This window comes from Streptomyces sp. NPDC088915 (genome assembly GCF_044749825.1).
Taxonomy (GTDB): Bacteria; Actinomycetota; Actinomycetes; order Streptomycetales; family Streptomycetaceae; genus Streptomyces.
In genome coordinates, this window is sequence record NZ_JBIVIR010000001.1 from 607,648 (window position 1) to 624,120 (window position 16,473).

The 16,473-nt window shown below is 74.0% G+C and carries 10 protein-coding genes; all 10 read left to right on the forward strand.

Annotation, left to right across the window (positions count from 1 at the left end; genetic code table 11):
• The first annotated feature begins 121 nt into the window (after positions 1-121).
• The 10 genes from ACIP5O_RS02935 (at position 122) to ACIP5O_RS02980 (ending at position 16,445) form a co-directional block, all read left to right on the forward strand.
• A complete protein-coding gene (locus ACIP5O_RS02935) occupies positions 122-2,458 on the forward strand; it encodes a sodium-translocating pyrophosphatase (RefSeq protein ID WP_401287783.1) in 2,337 nt (778 codons plus the stop codon).
• A gap of 161 nt (positions 2,459-2,619) precedes the next feature.
• Entirely contained in the window at positions 2,620-3,324 is a 705-nt protein-coding gene (locus ACIP5O_RS02940) for a small secreted protein (RefSeq protein ID WP_401287786.1), read from the forward strand.
• A gap of 34 nt (positions 3,325-3,358) precedes the next feature.
• A complete protein-coding gene (locus ACIP5O_RS02945) occupies positions 3,359-4,951 on the forward strand; it encodes a methyltransferase (protein ID WP_401287788.1) in 1,593 nt (530 codons plus the stop codon).
• A 590-nt stretch (positions 4,952-5,541) separates the two neighbouring features.
• The gene (locus tag ACIP5O_RS02950) at positions 5,542-5,886 is read left to right on the forward strand and encodes a hypothetical protein (RefSeq protein WP_401287790.1); all 345 of its coding nucleotides are present in this window, start codon (positions 5,542-5,544) and stop codon (positions 5,884-5,886) included.
• Positions 5,883-6,728 (forward strand): ABC transporter permease, encoded by an 846-nt coding sequence (locus ACIP5O_RS02955; protein ID WP_401287793.1) that lies wholly within the window; start codon positions 5,883-5,885, stop codon positions 6,726-6,728. Before ACIP5O_RS02950 ends, ACIP5O_RS02955 begins: the two co-directional genes overlap by 4 nt.
• 21 nt (positions 6,729-6,749) lie before the next feature.
• The gene (locus tag ACIP5O_RS02960; protein WP_401287795.1) at positions 6,750-7,535 is read left to right on the forward strand and encodes an ABC transporter permease; all 786 of its coding nucleotides are present in this window, start codon (positions 6,750-6,752) and stop codon (positions 7,533-7,535) included.
• A gap of 270 nt (positions 7,536-7,805) precedes the next feature.
• On the forward strand, positions 7,806-8,003 hold the full coding sequence (locus tag ACIP5O_RS02965) for a hypothetical protein (RefSeq protein WP_401287797.1): 198 nt from the start codon (positions 7,806-7,808) through the stop codon (positions 8,001-8,003).
• Between the two features lie 297 nt (positions 8,004-8,300).
• On the forward strand, positions 8,301-11,159 hold the full coding sequence (topA, locus tag ACIP5O_RS02970; RefSeq protein ID WP_401287799.1) for a type I DNA topoisomerase: 2,859 nt from the start codon (positions 8,301-8,303) through the stop codon (positions 11,157-11,159).
• A gap of 139 nt (positions 11,160-11,298) precedes the next feature.
• Positions 11,299-15,033: a dTMP kinase gene (tmk, locus tag ACIP5O_RS02975; protein WP_401287801.1), complete on the forward strand. Its 3,735-nt coding sequence runs from the start codon at positions 11,299-11,301 to the stop codon at positions 15,031-15,033.
• Positions 15,034-15,245: 212 nt separating this feature from the next.
• Entirely contained in the window at positions 15,246-16,445 is a 1,200-nt protein-coding gene (locus ACIP5O_RS02980; protein WP_401287803.1) for a DNA polymerase III subunit delta', read from the forward strand.
• The last annotated feature ends 28 nt before the right edge of the window (positions 16,446-16,473 follow it).

Below are 16,473 nucleotides of genomic sequence, written 5' to 3' on the forward strand. Positions count from 1 at the left end.
CGCAGGGCCTCTTCTCGTACGACGGGCGCGCCCCGGCCCGGGGCGTTCGCGGTTGGTGCATCCGCGCGGGGGACTTCCGGGTCCCCGTATGTGCCGGTTCGTCTCCCTATGATCCGTCCCCATGGACCGATCCGTCCCCATGGACCCCCCTCCCCTCGTCTCCCTCGCCGCGGCGGTGCTCACGAGCGGGAACCGGACGATCGTGGTCGTCGTCGCGGCCGTCGCGCTCGCCGCGCTGGTCGTCGCCTGGCTCTTCGCCCGCCGGGTGCTCGCGGCCGGCGAGGGCACCGAGAGGATGCGGGAGATCGCCGCCGCCGTGCAGGAAGGGGCCAACGCCTACCTCGCGCGGCAGCTCCGGACCCTCGCCGTCTTCGCCGCCGTCGTGTTCCTGCTGCTCTTCGCGCTGCCCGCCGACACCTGGTCGCAGCGCGTCGGGCGCTCCCTGTTCTTCCTGGTCGGGGCGCTGTTCTCGGCTATTACCGGGTACCTCGGCATGCGGCTCGCCGTACGGGCGAACGTCCGGGTCGCCGCGGCGGCCCGGGACGCCGCTCCGGCACCGGGCGGACCGGAGCGGGACCCGGACGGGGTCGCGCACCGGGCCATGCGGATCGCCTTCCGCACGGGCGGGGCCGTCGGCATGTGCACCGTCGGCCTCGGGCTGCTCGGCGTCGCCTGCGTCGTCCTCGTCTACGCCGCCGACGCACCCAAGGTCCTGGAGGGGTTCGGACTCGGCGCGGCCCTCATCGCCATGTTCATGCGCGTGGGCGGCGGCATCTTCACCAAGGCCGCCGACGTCGGCGCCGACCTGGTCGGCAAGGTCGAGCAGGGCATCCCCGAGGACGACCCGCGCAACGCCGCCACCATCGCCGACAACGTGGGGGACAACGTCGGCGACTGCGCCGGCATGGCGGCCGACCTCTTCGAGTCGTACGCCGTGACCCTGGTCGCCGCGCTCATCCTCGGCAAGGCCGCCTTCGGCGACCACGGCCTCGCCTTCCCCCTGATCGTGCCCGCGATCGGCGTGGTCACCGCCGTGATCGGCATCCTCGCCGTCTCGCCCCGGCGGACCGACCGCGGCGGGATGAGCGCGATCAACCGCGGCTTCCTCGTCTCGGCGGTGGTCTCCCTCGCGCTCGTCGCCGTCGCCGCCTTCACCTACCTGCCGTCCTCCTACGCGGAACTGGAGGGCGTCACCGAGCCCGGCCTGCGCGAGCACGGGGGCGATCCGCGCGTCCTCGCCCTGGTCGCCGTGGCCCTCGGCATCGTCCTGGCCGCGCTCATCCAGCAGCTCACCGGCTACTTCACCGAGACGAGCCGCCGGCCCGTGCGGGACGTCGGCAGGTCCTCGCTCACCGGCCCCGCGACCGTCGTCCTCGCGGGCGTGGCCCTCGGCATGGAGTCCGCCGTCTACACGGCGCTCCTGATCGGGCTCACCGTCTACGGGGCGTTCCTGCTCGGCGGGACCTCGGTCGTGCTGGCGCTCTTCGCGGTCGCGCTGGCCGGGACGGGCCTGCTCACCACCGTCGGCGTGATCGTCGCCATGGACACCTTCGGACCGGTCGCGGACAACGCCCAGGGCATCGCGGAGATGTCCGGGGACGTCCGGGGCGCGGGCGCGCGGGTCCTGACCGACCTGGACGCGGTCGGCAACACGACCAAGGCCATCACCAAGGGCATCGCCATCGCCACCGCCGTCCTGGCCGCCTCGGCGCTCTTCGGCTCGTACCGGGACGCCATCGCCACCTCGGTCGCGGAGGTGGGCGCGCGGGCGGGCGAACTCACCCTCTCCATGGACATCTCGCAGCCCAACAACCTCTTCGGCCTGATCCTCGGCTCCTCGGTCGTCTTCCTCTTCTCGGGGCTCGCGATCAACGCCGTGTCCCGGTCGGCGGGATCGGTGGTGTACGAGGTGCGGCGGCAGTTCCGCGACCACCCCGGGATCATGGACCACACCGAGAAGCCCGAGTACGGGCGGGTCGTCGACATCTGCACCAAGGACGCGCTGCGCGAACTCGCCACGCCCGGGCTGCTCGCCGTGACGGCCCCGATCGCGGTGGGCTTCGCGCTCGGCGTCGGCCCGCTCGGCGCGTACCTCGCCGGGGCGATCGGCACGGGGGCGCTGATGGCGGTCTTCCTCGCCAACTCCGGCGGCGCCTGGGACAACGCGAAGAAGCTGGTCGAGGACGGGAACCACGGCGGCAAGGGCAGCGACGCGCACGCGGCGACCGTCATCGGGGACACCGTCGGCGATCCGTTCAAGGACACGGCGGGACCGGCGATCAACCCCCTCCTGAAGGTGATGAACCTGGTCGCGCTCCTCATCGCCCCGGCGGTCGTGCGGTTCGGGCACGGGGACGACGCGAACGCCTGGGTGCGGGCGGCCGTCGCCGCGGTCGCGCTGCTCGTGGTCGTCGTCGCCGTGCTCCTCTCCAAGAGGCGCTCCGTGGAAGCCGACTGACGTGGCATCCGTCTCATTCACGGAGACGGCGGGGGTACGTGAGCGGTCTCTCCCTTGGTTCAAAAGGCTTCAATACGGGATGAATCAGTCGTACGAAAGGTGGAAGTAGCCCGTTCGGCGTGTATGTTCCGGGGCCGAGAGCCTTGGAAGGGACCGATCCGGTGAACAAGAAGCTTGCGGCCGCACTGTCCGGCGGCGCGGTACTGGTGCTCGCGCTGTCGGGTTGCAGCGACGACGAGGGCAACAAGGTGGAGGACTGGGCGAAGACGTTCTGCGACCAGGCCAAGCCCCAGATCCAGAAGCGGGCCGACGCCCACCAGATCATCATCTCGACGGCGGCCGACAGCAAGCCCGCCGAGATCCAGGCCGCGGACTCGAAGGCGTTCCAGGACATCGCCGACGCCGACCGCGCCCTCGCGAAGGCCGTCGAGAGCGCCGGCGCCCCGCCCGTGGAGAACGGCGAGAAGGTCAAGCAGGACGCGGTCAAGGAGCTCAACGAGACCGCGGTGGCCTACGAGGGCCTCAAGAAGCAGGTCGACGCGCTGGACCCGTCGAACCAGCAGAAGTTCGCGGACGGCCTCCAGAACGTCGCCAACGGGCTGACCAGGATCGAGAAGATGGACCAGAACGCCCTGGCCAAGCTGGAGGGGGGCGAGATCGGACAGGCGATGGCCAAGCAGCCCGGCTGCCAGAAGCCCACCGCCTCGACCCCGCCGAAGCCCTCGGGCTCCGCCTCCCCGGGCGCCGGCTCCACCGCGGACGCGGGCGGCGCCGCCGAACCCACCGACAAGGCGTCCGCGAAGCCGAGCGGCAAGGCGTCCGCGAAGCCGGGTGCGAAGGCCACGGCCACCGAGAGCGAGGAGTAGGCCTCCCGGCCGTCGTGACGAGGCGGCCGTTCCGATGTCGGTGGCGGCCGTTGTCGGTGGCGGCCGTCACAATGGGCGGGTGAGTACGACCAGCCTGTCTTCCCGCCTCCCGGTGCCCGCGCACGCCGCCCGTCTGCGCGAGGCGCTGCTCGCCGCCGACTTCACCGCCGACGGTCTGCTCGACCTGCTCGGCGCCCCCGCCTACGCGGCGCTCGCCCGCAGCGAGACCGTGCCCGCCCTGCGCGCCACCGGCGGCGACGGCCCGCTGGAGGCCCTCGTCCGGCTCTTCCTGCTCCAGGAACCCGTCGAGCACGCCCGGGCCGCCGCCGCGCTCCCGCTGGACGAGGCCGTCGCCGACGGCTGGGTGGTCCGCGAGGACGACACCGTGCGCGCCACCGTCGACGTCCGGCCCTACGGCGGGCCCGACGGCGAGGACTGGTTCATCGTCTCCGACCTGGGTTGCGCCGTCGGCGGCGCCGGAGGCATCGGCAGGAAGGACGAGGGCGTCGTCCTCGGCGTCGGCGGCGCCTCCACCACCCTGGCCGGCATCACCGTCCGCACGCCGGTCTCCGCCGCGCTCGACCTCGGCACCGGCTCCGGCATCCAGGCGCTGCACGCCGCCCAGCACGCCACCCGGGTCACCGCCACCGACCTCAACCCGCGCGCCCTGGACTTCACCCGGCTCACCCTCGCCCTCTCCGGAGCCGCGGAGGCCGAGCTGGTCGCGGGCTCCCTCTTCGAGCCGGTCGGGGACGACACGTACGACCTGATCGTCTCCAACCCGCCGTTCGTGATCTCCCCCGGCGCCGGACTCACCTACCGGGACGGCGGGATGGGCGGCGACGACCTGTGCCGCACGCTCGTGCAGCAGGCGGGCGAGCGGCTCGACGACGGCGGGTACGCCCAGTTCCTCGCCAACTGGCAGCACGTGGACGGCGAGGAGTGGCAGGAGCGGCTGCGGTCCTGGGTGCCGCGCGGCTGCGACGCCTGGATCGTGCAGCGGGAGGTCCAGGACGTCACCCAGTACACCGAGCTGTGGCTGCGGGACAGCGGCGACCACCGGGGCGACCCGGCCGCCTACCGGGCCGCGTACGCCCGCTGGCTCGACGAGTTCGAGGCCCGCAAGACGCGCGCGATCGGCTTCGGCTGGATCACGATCCGGCGGAACGGAGCGGTGGAGTCCGGCGCGGTCGAGCCCTCGATCGTGATCGAGGAGTGGCCGCACCCGGTCGAGCAGCCCCTCGGGCCCACCGTCCGCGCCCACTTCGAGCGCCAGGACTACCTGCGGACCCACGACGACGCGGCCCTCCTCGCCGACCGGTTCACGCTCGCGCCCGAGGTGGTCCAGGAGCAGGTCGGCCTGCCCGGCGCCGAGGACCCGGAGCACGTCGTGCTCCGGCAGAACCGGGGGATGCGCCGCGCGACCCGGGTGGACCACGTCGGCGCCGGGTTCGCCGGCGTCTGCGACGGCACCCTCAGCGCGGGCCGCATCCTCGACGCCATCGGCCAGTTGACGGGCGAGGACCCGGTCCTGCTGCGGGACCGCACCCCGCAGGCGATCCGCCTCCTCGTCGAGGAGGGCTTCCTGCTGCCCGTCGACGGAGAGGTGTCGGAGGAGGGCGTTTGATACGGCCCGGGACGCACGGGTGATACGGGCCGGGGCGCACGGGTGATACGGGCCGGGGCGCACGAGTGATACGGGCCGAGGCGCACGAGTGATACGGATCGAGCTGGACGAGGCCTCGCTCGGGGCGACCAGGATCGCGCTCAGCCCGCTGCGCGATGCACCTGGCGCTGCCGGGACGGCACCCCTCCTAGCCGTACCAGGAGTGGGTCGTACGGGCGCGCCAGGTATGGCGGGAGGACGACCGGCTCCGGCCGCTGTGGGAGCTGTTCGCCGAAGGGCGGCGCGTCGTCTCCGACTTCCTGCTGCCCCGGCCGTTCGGCACGGTCCACGTCCACGAGGAGCTGGCCGCGCTGCGGGCCACCGACCCCGCGTTCGTCCGCGCGCAGGCGGCCGTCTGCCACCCCGGCATGGCCGCGCGCCCTTCCTGCGGCCCTACCTGAAGGACCCGGAGGCGGCCTGCGCGGCGCTCGCCGACGCCTACGCGGCCTACTGGGAGGGCGCGATCGAGCCGTACTGGCCGACCGTGCGCCGACTCGTCGAGGACGAAGTGCTCGTCCGGGCGAGGACGTTCGCGACCGACGGGACGGGACGTGCTGGAGATCGAGGCGTACGGGGTGGACGAGGAGCGGCTCGAACGGGTGCGGCGGGTCCCGGGAGTGCGGGGCGTCTCCGTGGAGGAGCGGGACGCGCGCCAGACCGTGCTCGTGCAGACCGACCGGGGCACCTCCGGCCGGGACGGCGCCGTCCTGGCGGCCCTCGACGGCGTCCGGACCGGGCGAATCGTGCGCCGCGAACCGTCCCTGGAGGACGCGTACATCGCGATCGTGGAGGAGGCGGTCGGGGCGCGGGAGGGCGCCGTGATCCGCGAGGACGCCATGACCCGCGAGGACGCCGTGACCCGTGAGGACGCCGTGTCTCAGGAGGCCTCCGCGTGACCGTCTCGCCGCGTGACCCGCGTGACCCGCGTGACCCGAGCGCCCCACGTGAACCGCGCACCCCGCGTCCGTTCGACGTCCCCCGGCTGATCGCCGTCGGCGTCCGCACCCACGTCTCGTGCATGTCGCGCTCCCCGATCGAGATCACGTTCGCCGTGCTCGTCCCGCTGCTCTACGCGACCCTCGCCGTCTACCTGTTCCGCGCCGCCGGGGACCCGGACCGGCTGCTCACCGCCTCTGTCGGGGCCGGGCTCATGGGCATCTGGGGCTCGGTGCTGTTCGGTTCGGGCGGCGCGGTGCAGAACCAGCGTCGGCTCGGCACCCTGGAGACCCTGGTCGTGGCGCCGGCGCCGCTCGCGCTCGTCCTGCTCCCGATCACCCTCGCGACCGCCGTCGTCGGCACGTACGCGATGGGCGCGACCGTCCTGTGGGGCGTCCTGCTCTTCGGCGTCCCGCTGGACTTCGCGCACCCGCTGCTCTTCCTGGTCGCGGTCCCGGTGTGCGTCCTCGCACTCGGCATGACGGGGCTGCTGCTCGCCTCCACCTTCGTCCTGCTGCGCAACGCCAACGCGCTGGCCAATCCGCTCGACACCCCCGTCCGGCTGCTGTCCGGACTGCTCGTGCCGGTCACCGTGCTGCCCGCCTGGACCCACCCGGTCTCCTGGGCGCTGCCCACCACCTGGGGCGCGCGGGCCGTGCACGCGGCGACCTCCGGCGGGGACGTGGCCGTGCCGCTGCTCCTCGCCGCCGCGCTCGGGGCCGGTTACGCCCTGGCCGCCGTCCTCGTCCTCGGCCGGGTGGAGCGCCGGGCCCGCGCCGCCGCCACCCTCGCCCTCGCCTGAGCCCCGAAAGGCCGGACAGACATGTTCCGTTTCCTCGCCGCCGCCCGGCTCGTGGTCGTCGGCGGATCCCTCTCCTACCGGGCGCTGTTCAACTGGGCCACCCCGCCGATGTTCGTCGGAACGCTGCTGGTCGGGCCCCTCCTCCAGGTTTTCTTCTTCGTCTACCTGGGCAGGGAACCGGGTGTCGCCGACGATCGCTTTCATCTCGTCGGAAACGCCGTCCTCGCAGCTTCCGCCTCCTGCGTGTACGGCGGCACGACGGCCGTCGCCAACGAGCGCCGGTACGGCACCCTCGGCGCCGTCCTGCTCTCGCCCCGGCACAGGATCCCGCTCTGGGCCGGACGAGCCCTCCCGTACGTCCTCAACGGGCTGTTCGTCAGCGCCTTCGTGCTCACCGCGGCCACGCTCGTCCTCGGCCCGGCCGTGCCCGCGGGGGCGCTGCCCGGACTCGCCCTCGTGCTGCTCGTCGCGGCCGGCGCCTGCTCGGCCTTCGGACTCGCGCTCGGGGCGCTCGGGCTCCGCTTCCGCGACGTGTTCCTGGTGTCGAACGTGGCCTCCTCCGGGCTGCTCCTCCTGACCGGCGCCGCCGTGCCCCGGGAGACGCTGCCCGGCTGGATGCGGACGGCCGGCGAGCTGCTTCCGCTCACGCACGCGGCGCACGCGGCGCGCGGGCTGACCGCCGGCGCTGGCCTCGACACCGGGCTGCTTGTGCGGAGCCGGCGGTGGGCGCGGGCTGGGCGCTGCTCGCCGTCACCCTCCTCGGCGTCTTCGAGCGGGGCAGCCGGCGCCGGGCCACGCTCGACGTGATGTGAGGAACGTGGCGCGAAGAACGTGATGTGAGGAAGGAGACGAGAAGCGAGAAGGGAGAAGGGGAGTGACATGAGCGACAGGAGAGGGGGCAGGCGGAGGAGCGGCAGGGCGAAGGAGGGACGAGGGGCAGGTCACTACCGGCCATCTTCGTGAAACCCGGCCGGGTGGCCCACGGCGTTCACCCGGAGTTCGCGCCCACGTCTTCCGGGGGTGCGAGCCTCCCCTCCGGGAGACGAACACCGCAGGTGAACGGAGTGGGGTACGGGCATGGAGAGCGGGCCGGCAATCTTCGCGGGAGCGGCGTTCACGCTGTTCGGAGGCGCGCTGCTGCTGTGGACCGCCGTACGCGCGCTGCACCGCGAGCCCGTCGCGCTCGGCGTCCCCCCGCGTGCCGCGGTCGCGCTGACGAGCCTCTCCGGCGCCGCCTCCCTCGCCCTCGGCGTCTGGTGCTTCGGCCGCCTCTGAGCACCCCCCGAGCACCCCACTCCGGTACCGTCGCCGATTCCCGGCGCGGCCCCCTCGCCCCGCCGGTCCGGGAGTCCGGGCGGCAGGAATGCCAGGACTCGGGTTACCGTTCGAGTGGCCGTTGCGGGCTTTCGCCGTTTGACACGGGGGCGGGTTGTACCGTCACACTCCGCAGCGACGGGAGCGTCACCGTCCGTGCCGCTGCCGTGCGTGCCGGTGCCGTACGGGCCCGGTACGCGTCCCGTACGTGCGCCCCGTACGTGTCCAGAGAGTGCCGAACCGGAGAGAAGAGCGAAGTTGTCCCCGACCAGCGAGACCGCACACGGCGGCCGCCGACTCGTCATCGTCGAGTCGCCTGCCAAGGCGAAGACGATCAAGGGCTACCTCGGCCCCGGCTACGTCGTCGAGGCGAGCGTCGGGCACATCCGCGACCTCCCCAGCGGCGCCGCCGAGGTGCCCGAGAAGTACACCGGCGAGGTGCGCCGCCTCGGGGTCGACGTCGAGCACGACTTCCAGCCCGTCTACGTCGTCAACGCCGACAAGAAGGCGCAGGTCAGGAAGCTCAAGGAGCTGCTCGCCGAGTCCGACGAGCTCTACCTCGCCACCGATGAGGACCGCGAGGGCGAGGCCATCGCGTGGCACCTCCAGGAGGTCCTGAAGCCCAAGGTCCCGGTCCACCGGATGGTCTTCCACGAGATCACCAAGGACGCGATCCGGGCCGCCGTCGCCAACCCGCGCGAGCTCAACCAGCGCATGGTCGACGCCCAGGAGACCCGCCGCATCCTCGACCGCCTCTACGGCTACGAGGTCTCGCCGGTCCTGTGGAAGAAGGTCATGCCGAAGCTGTCGGCGGGCCGCGTGCAGTCCGTCGCCACCCGGCTCGTCGTCGAGCGCGAGCGCGAGCGCATCGCCTTCCGCTCCGCCGAGTACTGGGACCTCACCGGCACCTTCGGCACCGGCCGTACCGGTGACGCCTCCGACCCGTCCTCGCTGGTCGCGCGCCTCGCCTCGGTCGACGGCCGGCGCGTCGCGCAGGGCCGCGACTTCGGCCCCGACGGGCGCCTGAAGACCGCGAACGCGCTCCACCTGGACGAGCGGAACGCGCGGGCGCTCGCCGCCGCGCTCGCCGACACGGCCTTCGCCGTGCGCTCGGTCGAGTCGAAGCCGTACCGCCGCTCCCCGTACGCCCCCTTCCGGACCACGACCCTCCAGCAGGAGGCGAGCCGCAAGCTGGGCTTCGGTGCGAAGGCGACCATGCAGGTGGCGCAGAAGCTGTACGAGAACGGCTTCATCACCTACATGCGTACGGACTCCACGATCCTCTCCGACACCGCCGTCAAGGCGGCCCGGGCGCAGGTCACGCACCTGTACGGCGCCGACTACCTGCCGGAGAAGCCGCGCGTCTACGCCGGCAAGGTCAAGAACGCGCAGGAGGCGCACGAGGCGATCCGGCCTTCGGGTGATCGTTTCCGCACCCCGGCGGAGACCGGTCTGACCGGCGACCAGTTCAAGCTGTACGAGCTGATCTGGAAGCGGACCGTCGCCTCCCAGATGAAGGACGCGACCGGCAACTCGGTCACCGTGAGGATCGGCGGCCGGTCCTCCGACGGCCGCGACGCCGAGTTCAGCGCGTCCGGCAAGACCATCACCTTCCACGGCTTCATGAAGGCGTACGTGGAGGGGGCCGACGACCCGAACGCCGAGCTCGACGACCGCGAGCGGCGCCTGCCGCAGGTCGCCGAGGGCGACCCGCTGACCGCCGAGGAGATCACGGCGGACGGCCACGCGACCAAGCCGCCGGCCCGCTACACCGAGGCCTCGCTGGTCAAGGAGCTGGAAGAGCGCGAGATCGGCCGCCCGTCGACGTACGCCTCGATCATCGGCACCATCCTCGACCGCGGCTACGTCTTCAAGAAGGGCACGGCGCTCGTGCCGTCCTTCCTGAGCTTCGCCGTCGTCAACCTCCTGGAGAAGCACTTCGGGCGGCTCGTCGACTACGACTTCACCGCCCGCATGGAGGACGACCTCGACCGCATCGCGCGCGGCGAGGCCCAGGCCGTGCCGTGGCTCAGGCGCTTCTACTTCGGCGAGGGCGCGACCCCCGGCGAGGGCGGTGCGGCGGACGCCGGGAACGGCGACGGCGACCACCTCGGCGGCCTCAAGGAGCTCGTCACCGACCTCGGCGCCATCGACGCGCGGGAGATCTCCTCCTTCCCCGTCGGCAACGGCATCGTGCTCCGCGTCGGCCGCTACGGCCCGTACGTCGAGCGCGGCGAGAAGGACGCCGAGGGCCACCAGCGCGCCGACGTCCCCGACGACCTCGCGCCCGACGAGCTGACCGTCGAACTCGCCGAGGAGCTGCTCGCCAAGCCGAGCGGCGACTTCGAGCTGGGCACCGACCCCGCCAGCGGCCACCAGATCGTCGCGAAGGACGGCCGTTACGGCCCGTACGTCACCGAGATCCTGCCCGAGGGCACCCCGAAGACCGGCAAGAACGCGGTCAAGCCGCGCACGGCCTCGCTCTTCAAGTCGATGTCCCTCGACACGGTGACCCTGGAGGACGCGCTCAAGCTGATGTCCCTGCCCCGGGTCGTCGGCGCGGACGCCGAGGGCGTCGAGATCACCGCGCAGAACGGCCGCTACGGCCCGTACCTGAAGAAGGGCACGGACTCGCGGTCGCTCACCGACGAGGAGCAGCTCTTCACGATCACGCTCGACGAGGCCCTCGCGATCTACGCCCAGCCGAAGCAGCGGGGCCGGGCCGCGGCCAAGCCGCCGCTGAAGGAGCTGGGCACCGACCCGGTCAGCGAGAAGCCCGTGGTCGTCAAGGACGGGCGGTTCGGCCCGTACGTGACCGACGGCGAGACGAACGCGACGCTGCGGACCGGCGACAGCGTGGAGACGATCACGCCCGAGCGCGGCTACGAGCTGCTCGCGGAGAAGCGGGCCAAGGGGCCGGCGAAGAAGACCGCCAAGAAGGCCCCGGCGAAGAAGGCCCCGGCGAAGAAGACCGCCGCGAAGAAGACGACCACCGCCAAGAAGACGGCGGCGAAGAAGACGACGACGTCGAAGACGGCGGCCACGAAGACGGCGGCGACGAAGACCGCGGCCGCGAAGAAGACGGCGGCGGCTTCGGCGGCGGAGAAGGTGGAGTAGCCGTTCTGTGACGGTGGTGAAGGGGCGGAGACCGGTGGTCTCCGCCCCTTCACCGTTCCTCCTGCCCTCCCGTCACAGCCTCGTCCGGATGTTCGGGCGCAGGCCGCGGGGAGGAAGGGCGTCCGGATAGGGTGGACGGATGACGCGAGCAGAGCAGCCAGACCGTCTCGGCGATTCCGACGCCGCACTCGTCGCGGATTCCCGGGAGCGCGCCGTACGCGCCCTCTTGCGCCACCAGCCGCTGCGCCGGCTGTGGAGCGCCCACCTGCTCGGCAGTACCGGCGACGCCCTCGCCCTCCTCGTCCTGGTCCTCCTCGGTTTCCAGGCGGCCGTGACGGAGGACGCGCTCGGGGGCGGCTACCGGGGGGCCGCGTTCGCCGTGGCCGCCGTCGTCGGCGCGCGCCTCGTCGCCTCCGTCCTCTTCGGGGCCGTCCTCCTCGGACCGCTGATCGCGCTCACCGGGCCCGGCGGGAAGCTCGACCGGCGCTGGACCATGATCGGCGCCGACGGCGTGCGGGTCGCGCTCCTCGTCGTCGCGCCCCTGTGGATCGACTGGACCCCCGGCAGCGCCCTCTGGTACCTGCTCGGCACCGTCTTCGTCACCGGCGCGGCCGAGCGGCTCTGGACGATCAGCCGCGAGGGCGCCGCGCCCGCGCTGCTGCCCGCCCCGCCCCTGGAGGGCGCCGCCGTACGGCCGCTGCCCGACCACCTCGGCGCGCTGCGCCGGCTGTCCCAGCGCACCGGTTTCCTCGCCGTCCCGGCCGCCGCCGTCGTCCTGCTCGTCGCCACCCTGGTCGGCGAGCTGCTCGGCGTCGGGATCGACTGGTTCTCGCTGCACCGGGCCGCCCTCGGCTCGTACGTCGCCGCCGGCCTGTTCGCCGCCTCCGTCACCGTCCTGTACGCGATGGCGCTGCCCGGCGGGGAGACGCCCCGGCCCCGTTCGCCCCTGGAGGGCCTGCGCCGGCCGTCCGCGAAGAAGGCCGACCCGAGGAAGGCCGACCCGAAGAACGGCGACCCGAGGAACGGCGGCGCGGACAAGGGCGGCGCGGACAAGGGCGGCAAGGGCGGCGGCGCCGAGAAGGCCGGCCGTACCGGGATCCTGACCCTCCTCGTCCTGGCCTGCGCCACCGTCGCCGGGGCGATCGCCGCGGCCGCGTCCGTCGCCGTGCTCCACGCGGACGACCTGGGCGGCGGCCCCGTCACGTACGCCCTCCTGATCCTGGCCCTCAGCGGCGCCACCGCCGTCGGCATCCGCACCGCCGGCTCCGTGCTGCCCGCCCTGTCCCGGCGCCGGCTGCTCGCCCTCGCGATCACCGTCACCGGGGTCGCCCTGATCGCCACGGGCCTGGTCCCGGACACGGCGACCGTCCTCCTCCTCGCCGTCCTCGCCGGATACGCGGCCGGGGTCGCCGCGAACACCGGCCACGTCCTGATCGACCAGGAGACCGAGGAGCCCCGCCGGGCCCGGACCACCGAGCACCTCCAGGCCACCGCCCGCCTCGCGATGGGCATCGGCGCGCTCGCCGCCCCGCTGCTCGCCGCCGCGATCGGACCGCACCGGATCGGCTCCGGCAGCTCCGTCCTCGCGCACGGCGGCGCCGCCTTCACGCTCGCGCTCGTCGGGGCCCTGCTGCTCCCGGTCGCCGCCCTCGTCCTCGCGAAGGCCGACGACCGGGCGGGCGTGCCGCTCCGCCGCGACCTGCGCGACGCGCTGCGCGGCTCCGACCCGGCCCAGGCACCGTCCCGGACCGGCTTCTTCATCGCCCTGGAGGGCGGCGACGGCGCCGGGAAGTCCACCCAGGTCCAGGCGCTCGCCGACTGGATCCGCGCCAAGGGCCACGAGGTCGTCGTCACCCGCGAGCCCGGCGCCACCCCGATCGGCAAGCGGCTCCGCTCGATCCTCCTCGACGTGTCGTCGGCGGGGCTCTCGAACCGGGCCGAGGCCCTGCTGTACGCGGCCGACCGCGCCGAGCACGTCGACTCCCTGGTCCGGCCGGCCCTGGAGCGGGGCGCGATCGTCCTCTCCGACCGGTACATCGACTCGTCCGTCGCCTACCAGGGCGCGGGCCGCGACCTGTCCCCGACCGAGATCGCCCGCATCTCCCGCTGGGCGACCGACGGCCTGGTCCCGCACCTGACCGTCGTGCTCGACGTCTCCCCGGAGACGGCGAGGGAACGGTTCACCGAGGCGCCCGACCGGCTGGAGTCCGAGCCGCCGGAGTTCCACGCGCGCGTACGGGCCGGTTTCCTCGCCCTCGCCGCCGCCGACCCCAGCCGCTACCTCGTCGTCGACGCCGGTCAGGAGCCGGAGGCCGTCACCACCGTCGTGCGCCACCGGCTCGACCGGATGCTGCCGCTCTCCGAGGCCGAGGTGAAGGCCGCCGAGGAGGCCCGCCGGAAGGCGGAGGAGGAGGCGCGGCGCAAGGCCGAGGAGGAGGCCGCCCGCAAGGCCGAGGAGGAGCGCCTGGAGCGCGAGCGCCAGGCACAGCTCGCCAAGCTGCGCGCCGAGGAGGAGGAGCGCAAGCGGCGCGAGGAGGAAGAGGCGCGCCGCCTGGAGGCCGAACGGAAGGCGGAGGAGGCCCGCCGGAAGGCCGAGGAGGAGCGGATCGCCGCCGAGCGCGCCGCCGAGGAGGAGCGCAGGCGCCTCGCGGCCGAGGAGAAGGCCCGCAAGGAAGAGGAGGAGCGGCTCCGCAAGGAGGCCGAGGAGGAGGCCCGGCTGCGGGCCGAGGCCGAGGCGCGCCGCCTGGAGAAGCAGCGCAAGGCCGAGGAGGCGCTGCTCCGCGCCGAGGAGGCCCGCCGTGCCGCCGAGGCCGCCGCTGCCGCGAAGGCGGCGGAGGAGGCCGCGGCGAAGGCGGCGGCGGAGCGGCTCGCGGCCGAGGCGGCGGCGAAGGCCGCGGCCGAACGGGCCGCCGCCGAGCGCGCCGCGGCGGAGCAGGCGGCGGCCCAGCGGGCGGTCGAGGCGAAGGAGGCCCGGGAGCGGGCCGCCCGCGAGCAGGAGGCCCGGGAGAAGGCGGCTGCGGAGAAGGCGGCCGCCGAGGCCGAGGCCGCGGCCGAGCGCGAGGACCGCGCGAAGGCCGCGGAGGCGGCGGAGAGGGCGGAGCGGAAGAAGGCCGAGGTCGCGGCGAAGGCCGCCGCCGAGCGTGCCGCCCGCGCCGCCGAGGTGTCGGCGAACGAGGTCACCGTGCCGACGCCGGTCGTGAAGCCGGACGGAACGCGCCCCTCGGAGCGGGACGCCGGGAACGCCCCGACCGTCTCGCCCGACGAGGTCACCGTGACCACGCCGATCGTGCGACCGGGGGCGGAGACCGCCGTACGGCCGGGGGCGGAGAGCCGAGCGGGGGCGGAGAGCCGGCCGGAGGCGGAGACCGCTGTGCTGCCGCAGGTCCGTGAGGAGCGGGGGGCGGACGAGACGGCGGTGCTGCCGCAGGTTCGCGAGGAGCGGGGGGCGGACGAGACGGCGGTGCTGCCGCAGGTCCGTGAGGAGCGGGGCGCGGACGAGACGGCCGTGCTGCCGCAGGTCCGCGAGGAGCGGGGCGCCGACGAGACGGCCGTGCTGCCTCCCGTACGGGATCCCCGGAGCCCCCGGAGCCCCCGGCCCTCGCGGGACCCCCGGGCGTCCGAGTCCGCCGCCGAGCGGTTGCCGAAGGACTTCTTCCGCGACGAGCGGGCGGGCGGCTCCGCCGACGCGCCGCGGGGCGAGCCGCACGGCGCGAACGACCGCACCAGGGAGCTGCCCCAGCTCGACGAGAACGGCCGGCCGCGCCACCGTTCCGACTGGGCCGAGGAGACCCCGCTCGACGACCTGCCGACGCTGGCGGACGAGCTGTTCGGCCCGCACGAGGACGAGGAGGAGGGGCCCCGGCGGCGCCGCTGACACCGCCGGGCTTCCGGCTCTTCCGGCCCTTCCGGCCCTTCCGGCTCCTTCGGCCGGGAACCTTCCGGCCCTTCCGGCTCCTTCGGCCGGGAACCTTCCGGCCCTTCCGGCTCCTTCGGCCGGGAACCTTCCGGTTCCCGGCCGAAGGGCTGTGCGCGGAGGCTGTCAGAGGGCTGCCCCACAATGGAGGGCGTACCTGAGGAGGGGCAGACATGGCCGTATGGGACGACCTGGTCGGACAGACCCGGGTCGAGGAGCAGCTCGCCGCCGCCGCGCGCGACGCCGACGCGTTCGTGACCGCCCACGAGGCCGGCGAGCCCGTCCCCGAGGCCTCGAAGATGACCCACGCCTGGCTCTTCACCGGTCCGCCGGGGGCCGGCCGGGTCGACGCCGCGCGGGCCTTCGCGGCGGCCCTCCAGTGCGTGAGCCCCGACCGCGCCCTCGGCGGGACGCCGGGCTGCGGCTTCTGCACCGGCTGCCACACGGCGCTGATCGGCACCCACGCCGACGTCACGACGGTCTCCGCCGTCGGTACGGAGATCCTCGTCCGCGACATGCGCGACACCGTCCGCAAGTCCTTCACCGCACCGGCCAACGGCCGCTGGCAGATCATCCTGGTCACCGACGCCGAGCGGCTCAACGAGCGGTCGGGCAACGCCGTCCTGAAGGCGGTGGAGGAGCCCGCCCCCCGCACCGTCTGGCTGCTCTGCTCCCCCTCCCTGGACGACGTGCTGCCCACGATCCGCTCCCGCTGCCGCCACCTGAACCTGCGGACCCCCTCGGTGGAGGCCGTGGCCGACGTCCTGGTGCGGCGCGACGGCATCGAGCCCGGGACCGCCCTGGCCGCCGCCCGCGCCGGGCAGGGGCACGTCGGCCGGGCCCGCCGGCTCGCCACGGACGAGCGGGCCCGCGCGCGCCGCGCCGTCGTCCTCAAACTGCCGCTGCGGGTCGCGGACATCGGCGGCTGCTTCAAGGCCGCCCAGGAGCTGATCGACACGGCGGCCGAGGACGCGAAGCAGGTCGCGGAGGAGATCGACACGAAGGAGACCGAGGAGCTGAGGGCGGCGCTCGGGGCCGTGCAGGGCGGGCGGATGCCGCGCGGCACGGCCGGGATGATGAAGGAGCTGGAGGAGAACCAGAAGCGGCGCGGGCGCCGGACCCAGCTCGACACCCTGGACCTCGCCCTCACCGACCTGACCGGTTTCTACCGGGACGTGCTCGCCCTCCAGCTCCGCTCCCGCACGCCCCTGACGAACGAGGACGTGCGGGACGCCCTGGAGACCGTCGCCCGCGACACCACCCCGGAGCGGACCCTCCGCCGCATCGAGGCCGTCCTCGCCTGCCGCGAGGCCCTCGACCGGAACGTGGCACCGCTGCTCGCGGTGGAGGCGATGACGATGGCGCTGCGGTAGCGGGTACGGCGGGCGCGGTGACGAGTGC

Excerpts from the sequence above, each read along its gene's own strand:
- tmk (WP_401287801.1), top strand. The coding sequence starts at position 11,299 with ATGACGCGAGCAGAGCAGCCAGACCGTCTCGGCGATTCCGACGCCGCA.
- ACIP5O_RS02945 (WP_401287788.1), top strand. The coding sequence starts at position 3,359 with ATGTCGGTGGCGGCCGTTGTCGGTGGCGGCCGTCACAATGGGCGGGTG.
- ACIP5O_RS02935 (WP_401287783.1), top strand. The coding sequence starts at position 122 with ATGGACCGATCCGTCCCCATGGACCCCCCTCCCCTCGTCTCCCTCGCC.
- ACIP5O_RS02965 (WP_401287797.1), top strand. The coding sequence starts at position 7,806 with ATGGAGAGCGGGCCGGCAATCTTCGCGGGAGCGGCGTTCACGCTGTTC.
- ACIP5O_RS02960 (WP_401287795.1), top strand. The coding sequence starts at position 6,750 with ATGTTCCGTTTCCTCGCCGCCGCCCGGCTCGTGGTCGTCGGCGGATCC.
- ACIP5O_RS02980 (WP_401287803.1), top strand. The coding sequence starts at position 15,246 with ATGGCCGTATGGGACGACCTGGTCGGACAGACCCGGGTCGAGGAGCAG.